This is a genomic window from Afifella aestuarii, from assembly GCF_004023665.1.
Taxonomy (GTDB): Bacteria; Pseudomonadota; Alphaproteobacteria; order Rhizobiales; family Afifellaceae; genus Afifella; species Afifella aestuarii.
On record NZ_SAUF01000001.1, the window covers coordinates 1,152,384 to 1,173,835 of the forward strand.

Sequence of the window (21,452 nt, forward strand, 5' to 3'; positions counted from 1 at the left end):
GAATTTTTGCGCAGCCGTCCGAAAAACCGGCATGTCTGCAAGCTTCACGCAAGCTTGCGCTGCTATCCCTTCATGCATGGCAGGTTGGTTGCTCGACACGGGCAGCAGTTACGGAAGCCGAGTGCTCCGTCCCACCAAAGGCATGATGCCGCCCTGCCATGCCGGTGAAAGCCCGGCATGTCCCCATCAATATCTCTGACACTTAGTCTGAAGGGACATCAATTATGTCTAGCCTTATCACCAACACCTCCGCAATGGTCGCCCTGCAGACCCTGCGTTCGATCAACTCCAACCTGGACGAGACGAACAACCGGGTTTCCACCGGCCTGCGGGTGAATACCGCTTCCGACAACGCCGCCTACTGGTCCATCGCCACGACCATGCGCTCCGACAATCAGGCCATGTCGGCCGTGAAGGACGCTCTTGGCATGGGCTCGGCCACTGTCGATGCGGCTTATACTGGCCTCTCCAAGGCTGAAGAAGTCCTGACCAAAATCAAGGCGAGCCTTGGTGCTGCGACGGGCGAAGGTGTCGACCGGGCGAAGGTTCAGGAGCAGATTTCGGCTTACCAGGACCAGCTGAAGACGATCGCGGAATCCGCGTCGTTCTCCGGCCAGAACTGGCTGAGCACGGGCTCCAGCACGGCCTTCAACAAGGAGATCGTGTCGTCGCTGTCGCGTGATGCCAACAACAAGCTTGCGATTGGCACCATCGACGTCGATATCACCAACACCCGTCTTTATGGCGATGGTACCGCTCAGTTCGGTATCCTCGACAAGACGATCGACCTGAACACCTACACCTCTAACTCGGGTCAGGCGGCAAGCGTCGAGACGGCTGCGGTGGCCTTTGCTGCGGCGGATGACAAGATCAGCTTCAGCGTGTCGCAGAACGGCGCTCCGGCCAAGACGGTCGAGATCACTCAGCAGACCCTGGCGGATGCCGGCCTGTCTGACACCTCGATCCGCTCGAATGCCGATCTTGCGGCGGTCTACACTCAGGCCCTGAAGGATGCCGGTATTGAGGGCATCGACGTGGTTCTGGACGGCTCCGACCAGGTTGAGTTCTCGTCTACCGATGACTTCAGCATCTCCGGTGCCACGACTGCCGGCGCGACCGGTATCACTGTCGCTTCGCTCGGCCTGTCGGCCACCGACGTGACGACTTCGGCGGCTGCGGCTGGTGCTGCCTCCGTTGCCACGATCGACATCTCGTCGGCTTCTGGCACCGAAGTGCAGAACTTCATGAAGGTCGTCGACGAGGCGCTTGGTCAGGTGACCTCGGCTGCGTCTTCTCTCGGTACGGTTCAGACCCGCATCGACATGCAGACGGAGTTCGTGAAGACCCTGATGAGCACGATCGACACGGGCGTTGGTGCCCTGGTCGACGCGGACATGGAAGAGGAATCCACGAAACTGAAGGCTCTCCAGACCCAGCAGCAGCTGGCTGTGCAGTCGCTCAGCATCGCCAACTCCTCGAGCCAGAACATCCTGTCGCTCTTCCGTTAAGCGAGGTGAAGATAGCGAGGTAAGAACCTTCCAAGGTTTCGCCTCACGCTCCTCCCCCGTGCAGGCGGACCAAGAGAGCCACGCTCCGAAAGGAGCGTGGCTTTTTTCGTATGCAACGCTGAGGCAAGCTTATCACGTCAAATCCCCATGAGACGCAATGCAAGACTGTATGGCGTGGGGAGACTTGATGAACGCGCGCGAGCAGATGGATAAGCTGTGGGCCAATCTCGCTGGGCTCGGCGGCCGGCGGCTTGCTGCCCTGGGAATTGTGGGCGCGACCGTGCTCCTGGCGATCGGTCTCGGGGCCTTCTACCTGAGCAAGCCAGAACGAGAGATCCTCTATAGTGGTCTCAGCCGCGAAGATGTCGGCCAACTTGGATCGGTCCTGAAAGACAACGGAATTGGCTTCGACGTCGCTCCCGATGGCACGTCAGTGCTGGTCGGTCACGCCGACACGGCCCGTGCCCGGATGCTTCTCGCCGAGAAGGGCCTGCCCCAGAGCACCCATTCCGGCTATGAGCTTTTCAACGAGCTCGGCTCCTTCGGCCTCACCTCTTTCATGCAGGATGTCACGCGTGTGCGCGCCCTCGAAGGCGAGCTTGCGCGCACCATCCAGACGATGGACGGAATCAAGGCTGCGCGCGTCCACATCGTGCTGCCCGATCGCGCCTCGTTCCGTCGCGACCAGCAGAAGGCCTCAGCCTCGGTTGTTATCCGTACGCGGCTTCCCGATGATGCGACGGCCGCCAACGCTATCCGTCATCTCGTTGCCGCCTCCCTGCCGGGCATGGACACGAACAACGTTACCGTCCTCAATACCGAGGGGGTTGTCCTTGTCTCGGGGGACGATCCTTCCGCCTCTGGTGGCGGCCTCATGGACGATCTCAAGCGGCGAGTCGACCGTGAGCTGGAAGAGAAGATCCGGCGTACGCTGACGCCTTATCTCGGCTACGACAACTTCCAGATCAGCGTTTCCACTCGTCTCAACACTGACCGGAAGCAGGTGAGCGAAGTCATCTATGATCCGGAATCCCGCGTGGAGCGCTCCGTGCGCGTCGTGAAGGAAGCCGGCACCAGCCAAAACAGCACGACCGATTCCGCTGCGACCGTGCAGCAGAACATCCCAGTCGCGCAGATGGCGGCCGGCGGCGGCAATAGCTCCAACGAAGAGAACGAGCGGCGCGAAGAGCTGACCAATTTCGAGATTTCTTCCAAGAAAGTCGACACTGTTCATGACGGCTACGAGGTGGAGAACTTGTCCATCGCCGTTCTCGTCAACCAAGCGCGGCTGCAGGCCGATGAGGGGCAGCCCGACGTGATGCCGATCGAAACGCGGCTCATGGAGATCGAGCAGCTCGTCCAGTCGGCCACAGGCTTCGACAAAGAACGCGGCGATCAGCTCAAGGTCTCTTCGGTCATGTTCGCCGATGGCGGTAACGACCTCGAGCCAGTGCCTGGTCCTTCGATGGGCGAAGTGCTGATGCGTCAAAGCGGTACGCTTATCAATGCCGGCACTATCCTGGTCATGGCCATATTGCTGATCTGGTTCGGCCTTCGTCCGACGCTGAAGACTGTCCTTGGTCGTAGTCAGCAGCTGGAAGCCGGTGCAGTCGCGATCGAAGGTGAGATGGCTGCCGGTATGCTGCCTGGCCCGGATGAAGCTGACATGGCCGATGGTCATGTCGCAGGACTGGCGCCTCCGGAACAGGTCAACCTGATCGAAGATCTGACCAGCAAAAAGAACCGCACACCGCAGAAACGTCTCGAGCAGATTATCGACTTTGACGAAGAGCAGGCGGCGACGATCCTGCGGCAGTGGATGCGCGTGGAAGGAGCATGATGATGCATGCTCTTGTCCGCCTTCTGCCCGACTTCGATGAGCCTGAGGCAGGCCGCAACTTGCGCAAGGTTCTCCCAGAGTTTCCAGCGGAAACGCCGCGTGTCGAACCGACCCTGGCTAGTATTTTCGCTGTCAAACCACCGAAAGAGGATCCTGAGAAGGCCTTGGCGGCAGCGAGAGACGCTGGGTTCGCGGGAGGGCTTGCGGCCGGCCGACGCGAAAAAGAGACAGCCTTGGAGGAGATACGCGCCAGTTTCGCGGCAGAGCTCGAAGAAAAGCGCGCCGGTTGGGTGGCTGAGGAAGCAGAAAAGATTGCCGAAAGCATCGGCAATGCGTTCAGCGAACTCGATGCAAGCCTCAGTGAAGCTGTGGCCGCCATTCTGGTCCCCCTGGTCGGTGCTGCAATCGCCCAGAAGGCCGTCGCCGAGCTGTCAGACATGATCATCGACATGAGAAGCCGTGAGGACGAGCCGGTCCTCGAAGTGGTGGGGCCGGAGGATCTTCTCGAGGCGGTGAAAACTCGTCTGGGCGAGATGGCCAGCGGGATCGGTTTCAGGGTGGGTGGGGGGCCGGATGTGCGGGTGACCGCCGGCCCCACCATCATCGAGACGCAGTTGCAAGCCTGGCGCGAGCGCGTGTCGCGGGCGATCAGTGAGGCCGAAAATGTCTGACGACGCCAAAGACCATCAAGAACTTATCATCATCAAGCGCTACGAGGACGAAGAGCACGAGTCTCATTCGAGCGCGTGGAAGGTTGCGCATGCCGACTTTATGACGGCGATGATGGCCTTCTTTTTGATCATGTGGCTGATCAACGTCACCGATGAGGAAGTGAAAAAGTCGATTGCTAACTATTTCAATCCGGTGAAACTTTCGGCCAGCATCACCGATCGGAAGGGCCTTAACAACCCGGAGGAGATTGGTGAAGGCGATAGCGAAAGCAGACGCTCCGGCGACGGCGCGGAGCGTGGCACCCCAGGCCCGCTCGAAGGCGGCCACGGTCAGGATGAAGAAGCTAAACGTGACGCCTCTACTCACGAGGAAGCTCGAGGAGAGAGCGCTGGAGGTGCCGAGGGCAACTCGCCTCCAATCGACCGTCCTGCACCCGATGCAACGATGACTGCTGAACAGGCGGCCTTCAGCGATCCCTATCTCGTCCTGGCTGAGCTTGCCGATGAAGTTCCGCCGGCCGATCCGGCGACGATGGAAGCGCCTGTCGGCGAGACGGGAATCGTCGGTGTGACGGGCGGCGAAGTTTATCGTGATCCGTTCGACCCCGTTTACTGGCAGATGCAACCAGCTTCTCAGTCGAAGACCAAGAAGCCTGGGGACGTTAAGAAGATTGCCGAAAGACCAAGCGATCGGCGGCTGGATGCCACTGCGGCGAGCGATAAAGATATTGCAGACGCTTCCTATGATCAGCCTGTGCTCTTTCCCCAGGTGGTGCCTGGTGCTGCCAAGGGCGTGAGCCAGGCCGAGAGGGTCGAGGCAGCCCAGATGGAAGCGCAGCTTCAAGCAGAGCTCAAGAAAAAGCTCGGGGAACTCGATGCACCAAACATCAGCGTGCAGGCGACCCCCGAGGGCATTCTGATCAGCCTTACGGACGAAATGGACTTCTCCATGTTCGAAATTGGTTCGGCGATTCCGAAACCCGTCGTCGTCGTTGCGATGGAAAGCGTCTCGGAGCTCCTGGTTGATCGTCCAGGAGATATCATCGTTCGGGGCTATACGGACGGACGGCCCTTTCGTTCTCCGACCTACGACAATTGGCGCCTGTCCACGGCCCGTGCCCATATGGCGTATTATATGCTGACGAGAGGACGTCTTCCGGAAACGCGCATTCGCGCGATCGAAGGTTTTGCCGACCGCAACCTCAAGAATCCTGAAGATCCGAATGCGGCTGAAAACCGTCGTATCGAGATCCTGCTTAAGGAGCCGGCATGATGTGCGTCATGAGGCTCAGGATCGTCGTGGCGCTGTCGCTTCTTATCGTGGCCGTGCCGAACGCCGTGTTCGCACAGACAGGTTCAGACCGTTTGCGTCCCGCGCGCGTCCTTGATCTTCCGTCATCAACGGATCAGGGCGGCCGCGCTTCTTTTTTCTCTCGGGGCCTTAGGCTCTTTGGGCGTGAAGAAGTGCCGCCTACGCCTGCACCGAACTTAGATACCGAAGTCGAGCCTGAGACGAGTGACCAGCCTACGAAGGCACGCCGGCGCACCCCTGCGTCCGCACCCCGGCTTCCGCGTGCACGGCCAATGGTCTCTGAAGAGGACAAAGCCGATGTCGCTCAAAACGCTGGTGCTACGGCGGATATCGACGCTGAAAACGTTCAGGAACTTCCGGGAGTGGCTGTGTCTTCCGAGCCCACGGAGGAACCTCTAGCGGCAAGCGTATCGGATGCCCGAGGTAAGGGGGCACGTGATGAGGCGATGCAAGCTGAAACCGGGCAGGGTGATAATGTTGCTGCCAACGATGTTGCCGAGCAGAACGCCGCGTCTGCCGATGTCGAGCCTGCGGGTGATGAGGAGTCTGTACCCCAGAGCGAAGAGCCGACCCCCATCGTTCCAAAGGACGCGATGGACGGTGAAATGCTCGCGGCCCCTGGCGCTGATGGTGACGGATCGGCTCCCACGGAAGCTGGGGTGGCCGAGGGTTCCGGTGCTGGTGAGGATGGCGCTCCAGCGTCCGTCTTGGGCTCAGCCGGCTCTACGGTAGACCCGTTCTCTCAGAGGCCGGACGATGGCAGTGCCGAGGTTGCTGGCGGGCACGAAATTGCCGAAGGCGCTCACACTGAAGTTGGTGGAAGGTCTGCTAGATCGGCCGACCGACACACGTCTGAACAGACATATGAAACCAGCGTCGGGGGTGAGAAGTCGTCTGTCCCACAGGATGGAGCGGATGAAAACCACGGTGCGAGCGTCGATCCTGAGGAGGGGACGGACCATGGTGGTCCCCACGTCGTCGGTGATGCCTCGACGGTCCAGACCGGAGCGCAGCCGAATGAGGTGGTGCCTGCTGTCGAAACATCCCATGCGCCGGCGACGAATGAGGGCGCTCATACGGACATCGCTCCGCACGATGACGCACATGCCGACGCGCACGAGGCCGACAATGGTCATAAAGCTCTCCAGCAAGCGGAAGTGAGCGACGACGAGCGTGCATCTGAGGAGACGCATGTTGAAGACGGCGTCAAGGCGGAGGCCGGCCGGAGCTCTGAAGGTATTGATGACGGCCAGAGCAGCGACCACGCTGATGATGAGACCGAAAGTGGTGCCGATAAACATGCTGCGGACGATGCGCATGCGGGCAGCGAAACTGAACAAGGTGCGGGGGATGACGAGTCAGTGCCGGCCGGAGGTGATGGTGATGGTAAGGCCGCGGAGAAGGTCGAGCCCTTGCCGATTGCCCCGCGTCCCGGGCTCGATGCTGCAGCGCTGTTCCGCGACCTGCAAAGTGTGCAGGATCGGATTGCTCAAGGATCGACGGAGGCTCTGGCCGAACAGCGCCAGGTCCTCGATCGCATCGAAGTCGAGTTCCGTAAGGCGGCGCCGGAGACCTGGCAGGATCCACGCAATGCGGTGTCTCTTGTCGGCTACGTGCTGAGCGGCGGAAGGCCCGCCGTGCTGCGGGACATTCTGCGCTCTGAACCTCTGCCGGCCGTCGATGAGCAATTGATGCGAGGCGCGCTTGCCTATGCAGAAGGGCGGGCGCAGGCTGCGAAGGAAGCTCTGGCGGAGGTGAAGGCGCGGAACTTCACCTCGACGGGAAGCCAGGTCGCCATCGCTCAAGCGGCTCTCGTCGTGTCGGAAGATCCCATGCGGGCAGCCGCACTCCTTGACGAAGCGCGTTTGCTGGCGCCGGGCACGCTGGCCGAAGAAGCGGCTTTGCGGCGCGAGATTCTCGTTGTGGCGGAGCTTCAGCAGGTGGAGAAATTCGCGCTCCTGTCGCGTCAGTATCTGCAGCGCTTCCGTCATTCTGTCTATGCGGGCAACTTCCGGCAGCGTTTCGCGACGGCGCTCACGCGCATGAAGTTCGTCGATAATCCTGAGGAATTACCGAGGCTTGACGACATCTTGAGCGACATGGAGCCGGCGGCGCGTCAGGAACTTTATCTGATCATCGCGCGCGCGGCCGTCGTGCAGGCGAAGGCACCGATTGCGCGCTTTGCGGCGGACAGGGTCCTGGCGATGACGGATCTCAGCGACACCGCCAAGGAGCAGGCGCATCTCTATCGGGCGGCTGTGTCTGTCGTTGGGGTGGAGACGTTCGACGGCGCGAGTGCGGCTCTCAAGAAGATCGATCGCAACCTTTTGGAGGAGGCGGACCGGGATCTTCTCGACGTGGTTTTGGGGATTGCCGACAGCATTCGTAGGGCACCTCAGGTCACACTGACGGATGTGGCCGCCGATCGCCCGGCGGACGAAAGCGCTGCGGACGCGAACCCGGCGAGCGCCGCCGCATCGCCGCAAGCTGCTGAATTGAAAGATGAATTTTCACAGACAAATCCCACCATCGCGCGCGCCCAACAGGCGGTTGAGGCGGCCGATGAACTGCTCGGGGGAGCCCAATGAACGTGGCTGATCTACCTTTTCTCACAGGGCCGGCGCGGCCGGATGGCAAGGCGAGTGCGGGCGGGAAGGGCGCGGCGGAGGCGGGGGACGGCTTCGCGAAGCTCATGCAGAATGGCGCTGCGGAGGCGGAGAAAAAGCCCGCTGCAGATGTCACGTCGAGAGCCCAAGACACTGACATAAAAGAGAAAAATGCCGGCGCGAAAGGACGCGACGGCGCAAGCGGTGAAGCGGCCGACGAGACCGGCGGCGCCGAGGATGCGGCGGCGCGGCTGAGGCGGCGTATCGCCAGTGCGGAGGGCCAGGAAAACCAAACGAAAACAAAGACTTCCGACGAAGACCCGCGGATCGCCATGCGCCGGGCCGAGGCGCAGAAACGCGAAAAGGACGCGGCGGCGAAGGTGGCCGGCGAGGCGGGCGCGGAAAAGACCGCAGAGACCGCAGACGACGGCGCTAACACGCTGACGGATAAAGAGATTTCGTCGGATCTGCAGGCGTCCGAGCCCGCCGAGGAGAGTACGAAACCGCAGGATAAATCGCGCCCAGATGAGGCAAAATCGGGCGAAAAAGCTGCGCAAACCATCGATTTCGCGGCGGATGCGCTCGCGAACGTCGTCGATGCGGGAAAAACCAACGAGGCGGGTGGGGCAAAGACGCAGAATGGCGCCTCAGGGCTCTTCCCCGGCGCCCGTGCCGTCACGCAAGCCTTTGAAGGATATAAGCTTTCTGGCGAGGCGGGGACAACTCCCTACGTCATGCACCGGGTCGACGTGATCCAGCAGGAAACGAACTTCGCGCCGGTGCTGACGCCCGGATCGCGCTTCGCACAGGCGCTTTCGACCGCCGAGCTGTCGCAGAAAACCGTGTCTGCGGAAGGGCTTAGCACGCAAGCGGCGGGGCCGGAGCTGGTGCTTGGGCGCGAGGCGCGCGGTCAGGGCCGGGCGGGCGCGCAGGAGCGGGGAGAAGCCGCACTCTCGGCGAAGTTGGCCGAGACTCGCGCTGCGACCGCTAAGACCGCGGACCTGGCCGAGGCCGGGGCCGACGGGGACAATGCCGGGCTTCCGGGCGGCGAGTTGAAGCGGATCGCGGATGCGATCGTCGCAGAAAACCGCGGTGGCGGCGGATCGCAGACCGCGGAGACGGGGCGCTCGGCGAATTCCGCGGCATCTGCCAATTCGCCGGCGCAGCAGGCGTTCAACAGCCCGGCGCGGCTGTTGCGCATCCAGTTGCACCCGGAATCGCTCGGCACCGTTCAGGTGGAACTCCGCATGCGCCAGGGCGAACTTTCGGTGACGTTGAAGGCGAGCCGGCCGGAGACCGCCCGCATGCTGGAAGAGGACAGCCACAAGCTGTCGGAGATCCTGAAGGCGGCCGGGCAGGAGCCCGACAGCGTGACCATTCAGTCTGAACGCGCGCTGCCGCAGATCGATACATCGTCGAATGCGGCACGCTCCGGCATCGCGTTTGCGATGGGCAACGGCTCCGCGAATGGCGGGCCGCAGGCCGGCACGCAACAGGGCGGGGCCGGCGAGAATGGAACCGGCGGCCAGAATGGCGGCGGACAACAGACCCAAACCCCAGAGGAGCAGAGACATGGCCAGGCTTCTGAGGAAAACCGCTCTCGCGGCGGCCTGTTCGTTTAGCCTGATCGCGGCGACCTGCGGGGCGGCGGGGGCGGCCGCCACGCTCGGCGACGGGGCCGGCGCGGCCGGCAAGGCGGCGGGGAAGGCTGCGGGCGGCAATATCTGCGAGCGCGAAATGGCGGTCGCGGCGAAGAAATACGGCGTGCCGCTCGGCGTTCTTTATGCCGTCGGGCTGACGGAGACGGGGCGCAAAGGCTCGCTGCAGCCCTATGCCATGAACATTCACGGCCGCCCGTTCTTCGGCAAGAGCGTGGCCGACGCCCTCGACGAATTCAAACGCTCGCGCGCCGCCGGGTCCAAGCTGATCGACATGGGCTGCATGCAGATCAACCATTATTTCCATTCCGAACATTTCGAGTCCCCGGCCGAAATGTTCAATCCGAAGAAGAACGTCGATTACGCGGCGCGGTTTTTGACCAATCTTCGCAAGCGCGAGGGCAGCTGGACGCTCGCCGTTGCCCGCTACCATGCCGGGCCCAACAACAACCCGGCGCAGAAGCGCTATGTCTGCGCCGTCATCACCAACATGGTGGCGACGGGGTTTGGGGCGTGGACGAAGGAATCGAAGGAGTTTTGCGGGTAGGGGGTAGGCTGGTGAAGTGGACGGCGGAGATGGGGCGAAAGTGGACCTACCGCTTCCGGGTATACGAAGCTCTTTGGCGGACATCTGTTTAGCTGACTGTTAGACTGGCAAACCTAAGGAAAACGCTCACGCTTTTCGTCCGCTTCACGGTTTCTGATGTTCATACAGGCGGTTGGAGCAGATAGATGACACACGCTTGGTTCGCTTCTAAATGCTCGACCCCGACAACGTCCTTCCTGCCACCGTTGAGCTTCTGATTTGACATCTGATGTTGTGCTCGATTGAAAGGTTCAGGGTGAATACCAAGCTCGGGAGCGTGCCCGCGTGACGCATCATCGCCCCTCTCTAAGCGTCGCATGCAGCAGAAAGTGGCCCCGCAACCAACCCCACACGTATTCCGACAGGCCGAACGTGCCGTGCGACAAAGCGAGAATGGTCTGCAAGATAATTGGGTAATCGCCATCCCGTTCGCGAACTAACTGGCGCAGCAGATGCCCGGTCACCGGCTGTCGGTAGCTGACGGTGCGATGATCTGTCCAGAGGTCGTCCAGGCAGGCGACCACCGCCTGCACGTGCGAGATTGTTTCCGCCGCACGACCGCCGATCGTTTTGCTCAAAGTCCGAAAAAGATAGCCGGGCGCATCATCCTTAGCCGCGTCGAGACGCGCCGCGTGGGCCAAGTCCGCGCCTGACATGCCAAGGTAGTTGTGTCCTGCATCGACCAAGGCGGCCGACCAGCGCACGTACTGGTCGAAATCGGCGTGCTTCCAGTCCACGGCGATGCCGAAAACCACGTGCAGCCAAGCGCCGCCGTGACCGCCCACGATTCGGTCGGCCTGTCGCGTGGGCAGGTCGTCGGTGACGAGCAATGTTCCAGATTGTCGGGCGAGGATTAGGCTGTCGAAGATGTCAGATCTCCCGAGGCGCAGATGCTTCCGCAAGCCCTCCGGCAGATCGTCGCTCGCCACCACCGGCGACACTGTCGCGTTCGCCTCTGCCCAAGCAATAGCACGGTCGATCTCGTCGCGCAGACCGACGACCACCTCCGCCGGCACCTCACGCAGCACGAGCCTGCCGTCCTCGTAACCTGCGCTCCTGTGGCCGTCGCGCGCCGAGAACTCGAACTGCTCTCGACGTCCCCGGAGCCGGTCCAACACGCTCTGCGGCAGATGGATCCGCCCGCAGGTTGACTGCACGGCGTCGAGCGCATCAAGCCGCCACGCCGTCCAGAACGCGAGGAGGTCGAGCACGCAACCGCGGCGGGCGTTCTCGCGGACTGCCCCGCTGGCAGACTCGCGCTCATCCAGGTTGCCAAGCGCAACCTTGAGCTTCACGCCGTGCCCGGCCAGCCCGTTCGCCACCTCGATCGTGTCCATCCCGACCCGGTGCGCGAGGACGCCGAGTGGCATCGGGCTGTTGAGGTATCGGCTTTCCTCCTCCTCGATCCAGTCGCGCCGCGCCTTGACTTCAGCGATCAGGCAGTCGAGTCCGCCATGCCGCTCGACGTCGACCGATACGCTCTTAAAGCCGGTGATCTCAGGAAAGCGCGTCTCGTGATGCTCCATAACGAAGTGGAGCCGGGCGACGTACTTGTGACGAACTCGGCAAACGACGCCTTCGCGTCCATCTGGCCCAGTGAAGCGCTCACCCGCTTTGAGCCCTGTCACGGACCGTGCCACCGCGTGGTCAGGCTCCCAAGACTCCGGGTCGAACTTTCGCAAAGCCGCGTCCGGCTCGACGACGAAGAAAACTTTAGTGCCGTCGTCATACACGAGATCCACCGCGGCGTTCGAACAGACCTCCGACGCGTTCCACAGCCGCGGCTTGTCCTCCTCACCTCGGCCTTCGTCCAGGACGAGCATTGACAGCGTCATCCAAGCCCGGGACAGATCACGATGTTGCAGGAACAGCCGGTACGCGAGGTCGGCAGCGCGCTCTGTGAAGCCGAAGTGGCCGAGCAGTGACGCCAAGCGGAACTGGTCGCTCGGTCGCTTCCACAGCAAGCGTTCGAGCGGCTTCTCCAACTCCGCAAAGAGTTCGACGGAGCGGTCCTGGCGAACGAGTATCTCGATCTTAAGCAGACGTGCCTGCGACTGGTCCGGCTCTTGGGCGAGCAATTCGTCAACGGCCGTCATTGCGGCGGTGAGGTCGCCTAAGTTCCAGGAGTGCGCGGCGACGGTCCAGAGCGTCTCCGGGTCATTGAGTACCTCCGGTGCGGCCTCGGCCAGAGCCGCCCGGAATGCTGCATCGCGACGGGCCCCAGCCAAGCTCTGGAGGAACAAAGATGTCAACGGGCTACGCCGTGTCAGATCGACATGCCCTTCGAGAAGTCTCGATGCCTCCTCCGGCATATCCTGGTTCCGCAGCTCATCGGCCAAGAAGTAGCGGGACACCGTGTCGAAATCGGCTGGGACGGATGCCGCCAGCGCTCGCAGCCGCTCTTGGGCGGTGTCCTCATCCGCCACCGTCTCCCGCTCGCTCCGAATCTGCAGCAGGCTCGCGCTGATATCCTGCGGGTTAAGGGAGCGCAAGCCAGCAACTGCCGCGTCAAGGCTTGCCTGATCGTTGATGCGCAGGGCGCACTCGCCGACGATCCGCCACCGAAGCCGTTGTAGCCGCTCCGGCAGATCATCAGTTTCGATTGCACGCGCGTCCGCCATGGCGCTGACTGCCTGGCCAGCGGAGATTTTTAACTCAGCACGAAGGATCTGGTTTTCCGGATCGGTGTCCCCATCGAGCCCGGCGATGGCTTCTTCGTACCGATCCCGAACCGAGCGGATCAAGGCCAACAGTCGCCGCAGTTGCGGTTGATCGCCGACCTTCGGCATCCCGCGCACGAGGAGTGCTTCGGCCTCGCCGTGGCGCTCGCAGAGCCGGAGCAGGACCGCGGCATTGTTCAGATGGACCATCAGGTCGTGCGTATCGGCGAACCCGATGTCGAGGCAGTGTTCGGCTAGGGCCTTCATGTCGTCGGCTGCTGCGCTCAGCTCGACGTTGGTCACCGGACCGTGGCCGCCCGGGATGATCGCCCCGCACTCGACCGCCAGCGACAGAACGGCGATGGCGCGAACACGCTTGAACTCCGGTACGTCGGCATGGCGGCGCGCCATCTCGAGGCTTCGTTCGGCCCAGCCTGGTACGTCTCGGCGGCGCAGGAATTCCGCTATGCCGATGTCCGCCTGCGCCGAGCCCACCAGGTCAGGTGGGATAAGCGTCTCGGGATCTCCCAGCCAGTCCGACCGTGCGGCCGCTTGGAGCAGGTAACCTACCGCGTGATCCGCCCGTGGGGCGCCATTGAGGGCGGTTTTCGCCGCGGTCATAGCCTCATCGAACCGCCCCTGTATGGTCCGGGCCAAGGCCAGATTCGCCAGCGCGTTGGGATCTCCTGGGCGGACTGCGTGCGCGGCCTCGAAGTGGGTGGCCGCTTCCGCCTCGCGTCCAAGATCGATTGCAATCGAGCCGAGGTTCGTCTCGACGCGGTATCGCGCCCATGGCTCCGCCGAAAGGTCTTCCTTTGCTAGGATTGCTCGCAGCCCCTTCTCGGCTAGCAGCGGTTCGCCTTCATCCTTGAAAAGATCGCGGAAAGTGTCGATACGGGCGTGGAGCGCCGGATCTTCATCAGCGCTGGCAGTACCCTCACGGGGCGCGACGGTCAGGGTCGCGCCGCGCATTTGCTCCACGACTTGCGCCGCAACGAACGCCGCAAATTCGGGCGTGCCTGCTGGCGCGGTTATGCTCTGGGGTGTCGAGCTAGCGACCGCAGAGGGATGGAAGGCGTTATGCGCCACCTCGTGGAGCGCGATGATCGTCTGCAGCTGACCCCATCCGTAAACCACGACTGTCAGGTCGTGTCCTTCGGCCCTCAGTGTCCGGGTGACGGCGATAGCGGCGTCGGAAGCGGTCGTGTCGTCCGGTGCCGTGGTCGCGAAGATGAGTTCCTTCAAGCCCGCCTTGAGCTTAAGCGCCTCGCGGGCATCGGAGAGTATCTTCTTCTCCTTCATCGGCTTGGTGATGAGCCGGCACTGTACCCCAACGAAGTGATCGTCCCGCCCGTGGCGCCGGGCAAGTATGTCAATGCCACCCTGCTTCTGCCCGCCGCGGCCATATTCCTGCGCGTGAGGGTCATTCAGCTCGGTGCGGAACAGCAACACGCAGTTACGCTGGAATGCCTGCCAATCCTTTGGCTTCGGAATTTCGATCGCGAGCCGCGTCGTGATCGGAATGGTCGCTTTCCTGTCCTGGCCGAGAGGTGATGATGGCAGAAGGCTATTGCTAGATTCTACCCCATTGGACACGTCGGTACCTGCTCATTCCCGCAACACCTCTCTTTGCGCTCATCGCCGGCTGGTTGCGATCACTTGTTGCTCATCACCCGGGGCCGGGGAGTATTGATTAGTCATAAGACTCAGTGACGCGATACGCTAGGCTTGTCTGTGAACGATGCCACTATCGTCGCTCGCCGTCTAAGGCCGGCCAGGCGGTAATTCCCAGGCTTATCGTGCCGCCACCCTTCGGCCGCCTCGCAATGGCAGGGGTTTGGGCGGTTTCTTGAGAAAATTCGCAAACTGGCTCGCCTCTTCGGATGGGATCTCCGAAAGATGCCAGCGTTGCGTGTATTGTGACAGTTTTATTGCAGTAAACTCTTACGGTTTGGTTAGAACTCGCCGTTACGTCTGACGATATCCTTGGGGGTTTCGGGGGGGGCAAGTGATATCGATACTGACGTCAAGATGATCGAAGCGGTGAGATGACCGGGCACGAGAGAGAGACTGGGGCGGCGAAGGCGGGTTTGCGTCTCGACAATCCGGTGCAGCATTTTTTGCGGCGTTGGGCTTCGGAAATTCGGCCGGGCGAGACGCTGCCGTCTTATGAGAGCGTGGCGCTCGGGCATCTTGGGCGGCTCATCGAGATGAAGGCGCTGGCGTTTCGCGATGCCGGCGAGGCGGAGGATTTGCGGCTTCTGCGCATCGGCCCCGCCTTTGCCGCCTGGGCCGACACTGCTGGCGATGCCGATGGCGGGGAGAATGGTGCGGCGGTGGTCTCCGGGCTTCGCCGCGACCGCGCCCGCGCCGTTTGCGAGGTCATCGCGCGCGCCGAGGAAAGCTGTCGGCCGGAGCGCGTCGAGACGCATATGATCGTCAACGGGGCGATCGCCACCTACGATCTCTGGGCGCTGCCGCTCTCGAACAGGTGGGGGCCGGTGAGCTTCATCCTGCTTCTCGACGAGCACGCGGCGCGGCAGGATCTTCTGGAGACGATGTTCGTCGCCACGATGGAGGGGATGCTGGCGCTGCAGGCGATCCGCGACCGGGCGGGGGCGGCGGTCGATTTCGAGATCATCGCCTTGAACCAGGCGGCAGCAAGGCTCCTCGACCGGGAGGCGGGGGCGCTCTCCTGGCAAAGAATGTCCGATCTTGCGGGGCTGTTTCCGGGGCAGGATCTCGTTTCGGCCCTGCTCGCCTGCGTCTGCGATGGGGGGCGGACGCATTTTGAAGCGACGTTTGAAGGGGCGACGTTTGAGGGGGCGACGTTCGAGGGGGCGGCGTTCGAGGGGGAGGCGGGCGCGCGGCATCTGCGCTTCGGCGTGGCGCCGACGGGCGATCTCGTCTCGGTGACGGTGAGCGACATCGCCGATATTCGCGCGCGCGAGGAGGCGCTGCGCACGCTCTTCGACGACAATCCCGTGCCGATGTGGCTCGTCGACAAGGAAAGCCGCCAGATCATCCGCGTCAATCGGGCGGCGAGCGCGCATTACGGCTATGGGCCTGAGGACTTTCTGACGATGGATGTGCTCGATGTCGCCGCCCCCGGCGACCGCACGCGCATGCGCGAGTTTCTGGAGACGCTCTCGGACACGCGCTCGGGGGCAGGCCAGGCGGCGCGGCCGGTGGAGCAATCGTGGATCCATGTGACGGCGGACGGGCGGCGGATCGAGGTGTTTCCCTATGCGCGCGAGCTTTTTGTGGAGCGGCGGCCGGTCATTCTCCTGTCGGTGATCGACGTCACCGAACGGCGCAAGGCGGAGGCGCGGGTGGAGCATATGGCCCATCACGACGCGCTGACCGATCTGCCGAACCGGCTTCTCTTCCGCACGCGGCTCGAAGCCGATCTTCTGCGCGCCCGGCGGAGCGAGGGGGCGCTCGCCGTCCTCTGCCTCGACCTCGACCATTTCAAAGGCGTCAACGACACGCTCGGCCATCCGATCGGCGACAAGCTGTTGCAGGCGGTGGCGGAGCGCTTCAACCGCACGCTGCGCGAGACGGATTTCGTGGCGCGGCTCGGCGGCGACGAATTCGCCATCATCCAGGCCGATCTCGACGATCCCTCGGATGCGAGCGGGCTCGCCGGCCGGTTCATCGAGGCGATCGAAAAGCCTTTCGATATCGACGGCCATCAGGTCGCCGTCGGCACCAGCATCGGCATTGCGTTCTCGCCCTTGGACGGATGCCAGGCGGATACGCTGTTGAAGAACGCCGATATGGCGCTCTACCGCGCCAAGGCCGACGGGCGCAGCACGTTTCGCTTCTTCGAGCCCGGCATGCCGAACGCGGCATGATCCCGCCCGATGCCTTCATTCCGGTCGCCGAAGAGATCGGCCTCATCGTGCCGATCGGCGAATGGGTGTTGCGGCAGGCCTGCGCGGAGGCGGCGGGCTGGCCGGAGATGATCAAGATCGCCGTCAATCTGTCGCCGGTGCAGTTCAAGAGCAAAAGGCTCGTGGAGACCGTCGTCGAGGCGCTTCAGGAATCCGGGCTCGATCCGGCGCGGCTTGAGCTGGAGATTACGGAATCGGTGCTGCTGCACGGCAGCGCGGGGAATGTGGCGGTGCTGCAGGAGCTCAAGGATCTCGGCATCCGAATTTCCATGGACGATTTCGGCACCGGCTATTCCTCGCTGAGTTACTTGCAGAAATTCCCCTTCGACAAGCTCAAGATCGACCAGTCCTTCGTGCGCGAACTCTCCGACCGGCCGGAGGCGATGGCGATCATCCGCGCCGTCACCGGGCTCGGGCGGAGCCTGCAGATGCTGACGACGGCGGAGGGGGTGGAGACGCCCGAACAGCTGGAACGCCTGTCGCGCGAGGGCTGCACCGAGGTGCAGGGCTATCTCTTCAGCGAACCGCGGCCGGCGAGCGAACTCGCACGCCTTCTCGCCTGCGGCACGGCGCCGTTCGAACGCCTGGCGAAGGACAGGGCGGCCCTGGGAAAAATGGAGGGGGCAGAGATGGACGGGGGAGAGGCGGGAGAAACGGGGGAGATGCAGGCGGTGGCGTAAGCGGGTGCCTCAGCGCGCCGGCCTGCGCAGGCGGGCGTTTTCGAACGGAAAGCCCTCATCGTCTCGGGGGCGGCGCGAGATTTCCTCAAAGCCTTGCGCCAGATAGAAGCGCAGGGCGCCCGCGTTTTCCGTGTAGACTTCGAGGGTGAGTTCGTCGCGGCGCGTGAAGGCATGGGCGATCAGGCGGCGGCCGATGCCTTTTTTCTGATGCGCGGGGGCGACGAACAGGCCGCCGATGAAATTCTCCATCAGGCTGATGAAGCCCGCGGGCTCGCCGCTTCGACATGCGACCCATGTCTCGGCCGCGGGAAGATATCTCTCTTCGATGAGACGCCGCTGTTCCAGGAGCCGGTCGCGGCCGATGAAGGGATGCGCCAGGAGCGAGGCGTCGAGCCAGATTTTTGAAAGTCTTTCGGTGTCCGTCGCCGGGTCGAAGGCGCGGATCGTGACATCGTGCATGAACCCCTCGCAAAAGACGATGCCCGGAGCAGGTCGCCGGTCTTAACTCCGGCGCCGGACCGCGATGAACGAGCTGCGGTTAGTCGGGCTGGGAGATGCGCGTCAAGACGCGGGATGCGCGTTTTGCTGTGGGGCCGCAGAGCCTGCAGCCATCGACATCATGCCCGCCGAAATTGGCTTGGGCACATGCCCAGTCGTTGGCTGAACTGTGCGGTCATATGGGCGTGAGAGGAGAATCCGCTCGCCAGGGCGATTGCGGCCAACGGCGCATCGCTCTTCAACAGCAGATCGCGTGCATGGCGAATGCGGCGGTCGATGATGGCGTCGCGCGGGGTCCGGCCGAAAGCCGCGCGAAAGGCGCGGGTGAAAAAATCGGCAGATAGATTAAGGGCCTCGGCCAATTCGGCGACAGTCAAAGCCTGGGCAAAGCGGGCTTCGATGATCGCCTCGACACGGTTCATGCGTCTCTGCGTCATCCATTGCGCCGCCAAATCGCGAGGTTCCGCCCCATCGATGATCGCCGTTGCCGCACGCTCGAGGTCGAGGGCCAGCGCTTCGATCGCGAGGGGATCGCGGGTGTTTTGAAGCAGGATTTCCCGGCGCAAACGGTGGGCTGAATTGGTCGCCGCCCGATGGGCCGTATCGCTGAAGTGCCGCTCGCGCGGCCTCGCATATTGGCCGTTCTTGCGCAGAATTCTGAGGTATTCGCCGCCGCCTTCAGAGCGCGAGTAGATTTCGCAGCCGGCGGGCAGATAGGCGAAGCCGTTCGCACGCGCCGCAAAATCACGGGTCCTGTCGCCCGCAAAGGCATGCACGCCATTCTGGCGATCAAACGCAAAGCCGATCACAGGTCGTTCGGGCGTGTAGCGCGTTTCGTAGGCCTGCCGGGGGAGGAGCTCCACGCGCCATGTCGCGTCCTCGTACGTCCTGACCGGCTCGGTGGGGTAAGCGCCCATGCTGTGCGTCGTCGTCATGCCGCAGCGTAGCATTTTGCGGAGGCATCCTCACCCGCAGTTCATGGACGCAGGCGATTTCGCATCGGATTCATGAAAGCCCGCCGGGGCACGCGGGGGGCATGATCCGAGAGCCATTGCCACGCAAGGATTTTGCAATGCTCTTCACCCTGAACGACCTGGACGCCGCCGTTGCCGTCGTCGGCACGACCGTCAAGCCGACACCGGCCTATGCCTGGCCTCTTCTCGCGAGCCGAACCGGGGCGGAGGTCATCGTCAAGCATGAAAACCACACGCCCACCGGCTCGTTCAAAGCGCGGGGTGGGCTGTTTTATGTCGAAAAAATGCGCCGCGCCGGCGCCCTGCCGCCCGGCCTGGTGACGGCGACGCGCGGCAACCATGGCCAATCCATCGCCATCGGCGCCGCCCGAGCCGGCATTCCGGCGAAAATCATCGTTCCGGAAGGCAATTCGCGCGAAAAGAACGCGGCGATGGCGGCTTTCGGCGGCGAAGTCATCGTCGCGGGCAAGGATTTCGACGAAAGCCGGGAGATTGCGGCGGGCTATCAGGCCTCGCACGGCTTTACGTTCGTCCCCTCCTTCCACCCCGATATCGTTGCGGGCGTTGCGACCTACGCCCACGAATTGTTCACCGACCACGCCGATATCGATGCCGTCCTCGTTCCGGTCGGCATGGGATCGGGGATCTGCAGCCTGATCACGCTGCGCGATCTGTTGGGGCTGAAGACGGAGATCTGGGGCGTGGTCGCCCGAAACGCGCCGGCCTTTGCGCAATCCTTCGAGGCCGGCCGCCCCCGGCCGACCTCGACCGCGCGCACATTTGCCGACGGCGTGGCCTGCCGCGAGCCTCAGCCGGAGGCGCTGGAGATCATTCTGAACGGCGCGGCGGGCATCTTGCAGGTCGGCGAGGACGAAATCGCCGAGGCAATCCGCATTCTCTACACCCACACGCACAACATGGCAGAAGGGGCGGGCGCCGCGCCTCTGGCTGCGCTGATGGGCGAGAGCGAACGCTTCCGCGGCAAACGCGTCGCCCTCATCCTGACCGGCGGCAATATCGACATGCCCGTCTTCCGGCAGATTCTTTCGGGCCAAACGCCGGTAGCTTAGATGCGGTGGAGGTCAAGCCGGGAGGGTGCGGCGTGCGGGTCGAGATCGCAGGGCGCGATTTTGCCGAGGGGATGGAATGCAGTTTCTCTAAAGGGGGCGCAGGATGGGCCTGGGCGGCATCGACACTACCGTCCACCTGCTCTGTGCCTCGTTTGCCCCGGCCGGCGGAGGTCTTCTGTTCACTTATAATCGCACGGAGTCGACACAGATCATCGGCACCGCTACCTATGCACGGTTATTAGGTCGCGGGTTGTAGATGGCTGGATTGGAAATTCTCGCACGTACGCTGAGCGCAGTTACTCGGCCGGATAAACGAGGCAATCACTGGCAGTACAACTCTCGAAGCGATCATCACTCGAAGGTGGCTTGCTGGGCGATAATTTTCGACCTCATGCAGCGTAGCACGCTTCTGAGGGAGCACGTCGAATCGGGTCTCGTACATTTCGGCATCAATCACGAAATGCGTGACTTCACCAACAATCGGAAGAAGGATCTCGATCTTGTACTCTGCACGGCGGCAACCGGCTCCGTCGTCTCTGAGGAAATGACCCTTTCGGCTCTCGCTCTACGGTACGATGTACAGCTGACCGCCACCGAACAGCAGATTCTGCGAGGCCTTCCGGCGCTTACAATGGCGCCAGTGGGTGCGGTTCTCATGGCGCTTGAAGCGAAGGCCTGCATGACCGAGCATTCGAAGGCTCGGCCGAGGCTTTACGACGAACTGAATTCTTCGCACGCTACTGTTCACGGCGCGACTGATCAGGCGATCGCAGCTGGCTTCGTGATGGTCAACTTTGCCGACGAGTTTCTCAGTCCCGGCCGCAATCAAGATATCCAGCGGGTAGGGCCCGTATGGAACCGGCACCGCCAGCCCCATGCGACGACCACCGCGATCGAGAAGGTGCGTGAGCTTCCTCGTCGGTCGCGTCTCGGCGACGTGGGTTATGACGCGCTGGCAATCGCAGTCGTAGAATGCCGTAATGACGGCTCTCCGGTTTCTCTGGTTACCGATCCGCCGGCACCGCAGCCAGGCGACGTCGACCACTACAACTCACTTATCGACCGTCTGACCCACATCTATGCGACTCGGTTCAGTCAGCTTTAGGACGCGCTTGCGGGCCTCTTCGCCCTGACACTCCCAGATAACGGCGACGCGGTAGCCTGCCCGTCTAAGCTCACGAATAGCATGCGCATCGCGCTGACGGTTTCGTTGAAACTTCGCCCACCAGAAGTCTCGGTTCGCTTTGGGTACTGTGGCTTTTCGACAGTTTGTGTGGTGATGCCAGTAGCAGCCGTTGACGAAGATTGCCCAGCGCCGTTTCCGGTTGGCGAAGTCGGGGGAGCCGGGCAGCGCGCGTACATTCTTGCGGTATCCGACGCCCAATTCTCGGAGCAGTGATGCGATCCTCAGCTCCGGTGAGGTCTCCTTCTGGCGCACCCGGCCCATAAGGGCGCTGCGTTCCGCCGTCGTGGGGACCGGTTGTCCCATCAGC

At 62.8% G+C, this 21,452-nt stretch carries 15 protein-coding genes; 11 read left to right on the plus strand and 4 right to left on the minus strand.

Going from position 1 to position 21,452, the window contains the following annotated elements; genetic code table 11:
• Positions 1-224 precede the first annotated feature (224 nt).
• The 7 genes from EO094_RS18845 (at position 225) to EO094_RS05390 (ending at position 10,142) form a co-directional block, all read left to right on the plus strand.
• Positions 225-1,508, plus strand: a complete 1,284-nt coding sequence (locus EO094_RS18845) for a flagellin N-terminal helical domain-containing protein (protein WP_128291220.1) — start codon at positions 225-227, stop codon at positions 1,506-1,508.
• A 187-nt stretch (positions 1,509-1,695) separates the two neighbouring features.
• Positions 1,696-3,348, plus strand: coding sequence for a flagellar basal-body MS-ring/collar protein FliF (gene fliF, locus EO094_RS05365; protein ID WP_128291221.1), 1,653 nt, complete (start codon positions 1,696-1,698; stop codon positions 3,346-3,348).
• A 233-nt stretch (positions 3,349-3,581) separates the two neighbouring features.
• Complete coding sequence (locus EO094_RS05370) at positions 3,582-4,019, plus strand: hypothetical protein (protein ID WP_128291222.1); 438 nt, start codon at positions 3,582-3,584, stop codon at positions 4,017-4,019.
• Entirely contained in the window at positions 4,012-5,292 is a 1,281-nt protein-coding gene (locus EO094_RS05375) for a flagellar motor protein MotB (RefSeq protein ID WP_128291223.1), read from the plus strand. The genes EO094_RS05370 and EO094_RS05375 overlap by 8 nt, the downstream gene beginning before the upstream one ends.
• Positions 5,293-5,603: 311 nt before the next feature.
• Positions 5,604-7,919 (plus strand): hypothetical protein, encoded by a 2,316-nt coding sequence (locus EO094_RS05380; protein ID WP_128291224.1) that lies wholly within the window; start codon positions 5,604-5,606, stop codon positions 7,917-7,919.
• 2 nt (positions 7,920-7,921) lie between these two features.
• Positions 7,922-9,559, plus strand: a complete 1,638-nt coding sequence (locus tag EO094_RS05385) for a flagellar hook-length control protein FliK (protein ID WP_164879562.1) — start codon at positions 7,922-7,924, stop codon at positions 9,557-9,559.
• A gap of 115 nt (positions 9,560-9,674) precedes the next feature.
• Positions 9,675-10,142 (plus strand): transglycosylase SLT domain-containing protein, encoded by a 468-nt coding sequence (locus EO094_RS05390; protein ID WP_246008427.1) that lies wholly within the window; start codon positions 9,675-9,677, stop codon positions 10,140-10,142.
• A gap of 332 nt (positions 10,143-10,474) precedes the next feature.
• On the opposite strand, the gene EO094_RS05395 is transcribed toward EO094_RS05390, so the two are convergent.
• Complete coding sequence (locus EO094_RS05395) at positions 10,475-14,437, minus strand: PIN domain-containing protein (RefSeq protein WP_128291227.1); 3,963 nt, start codon at positions 14,435-14,437, stop codon at positions 10,475-10,477.
• A gap of 452 nt (positions 14,438-14,889) precedes the next feature.
• On the opposite strand from EO094_RS05395, the gene EO094_RS05400 reads away from it, so the two are divergent.
• On the plus strand, positions 14,890-16,698 hold the full coding sequence (locus EO094_RS05400) for a sensor domain-containing diguanylate cyclase (RefSeq protein WP_128291228.1): 1,809 nt from the start codon (positions 14,890-14,892) through the stop codon (positions 16,696-16,698).
• A complete protein-coding gene (locus tag EO094_RS18675) occupies positions 16,695-17,417 on the plus strand; it encodes a putative bifunctional diguanylate cyclase/phosphodiesterase (RefSeq protein ID WP_246008367.1) in 723 nt (240 codons plus the stop codon). Before EO094_RS05400 ends, EO094_RS18675 begins: the two co-directional genes overlap by 4 nt.
• A 9-nt stretch (positions 17,418-17,426) precedes the next feature.
• On the opposite strand, the gene EO094_RS05410 is transcribed toward EO094_RS18675, so the two are convergent.
• On the minus strand, positions 17,427-17,876 hold the full coding sequence (locus tag EO094_RS05410; RefSeq protein ID WP_128291230.1) for a GNAT family N-acetyltransferase: 450 nt from the start codon (positions 17,874-17,876) through the stop codon (positions 17,427-17,429).
• 158 nt (positions 17,877-18,034) lie between these two features.
• Positions 18,035-18,865: a helix-turn-helix domain-containing protein gene (locus tag EO094_RS05415; RefSeq protein ID WP_128291231.1), complete on the minus strand. Its 831-nt coding sequence runs from the start codon at positions 18,863-18,865 to the stop codon at positions 18,035-18,037.
• A gap of 122 nt (positions 18,866-18,987) precedes the next feature.
• Here EO094_RS05415 and EO094_RS05420 point away from each other — a divergent pair, with 122 nt between their 5' ends.
• On the plus strand, positions 18,988-19,959 hold the full coding sequence (locus EO094_RS05420; RefSeq protein WP_128291232.1) for a threonine dehydratase: 972 nt from the start codon (positions 18,988-18,990) through the stop codon (positions 19,957-19,959).
• A 265-nt stretch (positions 19,960-20,224) separates the two neighbouring features.
• A complete protein-coding gene (locus EO094_RS05425) occupies positions 20,225-21,064 on the plus strand; it encodes a hypothetical protein (protein ID WP_205649826.1) in 840 nt (279 codons plus the stop codon).
• On the opposite strand, the gene EO094_RS05430 is transcribed toward EO094_RS05425, so the two are convergent.
• Positions 21,011-21,448: a very short patch repair endonuclease gene (locus EO094_RS05430; RefSeq protein ID WP_128291234.1), complete on the minus strand. Its 438-nt coding sequence runs from the start codon at positions 21,446-21,448 to the stop codon at positions 21,011-21,013. The two genes, EO094_RS05425 and EO094_RS05430, sit on opposite strands and share 54 nt — an antisense overlap.
• Between the last annotated feature and the right edge of the window lie 4 nt (positions 21,449-21,452).

Excerpts from the sequence above, each read along its gene's own strand:
- EO094_RS18845 (WP_128291220.1), top strand. The coding sequence starts at position 225 with ATGTCTAGCCTTATCACCAACACCTCCGCAATGGTCGCCCTGCAGACC.
- fliF (WP_128291221.1), top strand. The coding sequence starts at position 1,696 with ATGAACGCGCGCGAGCAGATGGATAAGCTGTGGGCCAATCTCGCTGGG.
- EO094_RS05375 (WP_128291223.1), top strand. The coding sequence starts at position 4,012 with ATGTCTGACGACGCCAAAGACCATCAAGAACTTATCATCATCAAGCGC.
- EO094_RS05380 (WP_128291224.1), top strand. The coding sequence starts at position 5,604 with ATGGTCTCTGAAGAGGACAAAGCCGATGTCGCTCAAAACGCTGGTGCT.
- EO094_RS05390 (WP_246008427.1), top strand. The coding sequence starts at position 9,675 with ATGGCGGTCGCGGCGAAGAAATACGGCGTGCCGCTCGGCGTTCTTTAT.
- EO094_RS05400 (WP_128291228.1), top strand. The coding sequence starts at position 14,890 with ATGACCGGGCACGAGAGAGAGACTGGGGCGGCGAAGGCGGGTTTGCGT.
- EO094_RS18675 (WP_246008367.1), top strand. The coding sequence starts at position 16,695 with ATGATCCCGCCCGATGCCTTCATTCCGGTCGCCGAAGAGATCGGCCTC.
- EO094_RS05410 (WP_128291230.1), bottom strand. The coding sequence starts at position 17,876 with ATGCACGATGTCACGATCCGCGCCTTCGACCCGGCGACGGACACCGAA.
- EO094_RS05415 (WP_128291231.1), bottom strand. The coding sequence starts at position 18,865 with ATGCTACGCTGCGGCATGACGACGACGCACAGCATGGGCGCTTACCCC.
- EO094_RS05420 (WP_128291232.1), top strand. The coding sequence starts at position 18,988 with ATGCTCTTCACCCTGAACGACCTGGACGCCGCCGTTGCCGTCGTCGGC.
- EO094_RS05430 (WP_128291234.1), bottom strand. The coding sequence starts at position 21,448 with ATGGGACAACCGGTCCCCACGACGGCGGAACGCAGCGCCCTTATGGGC.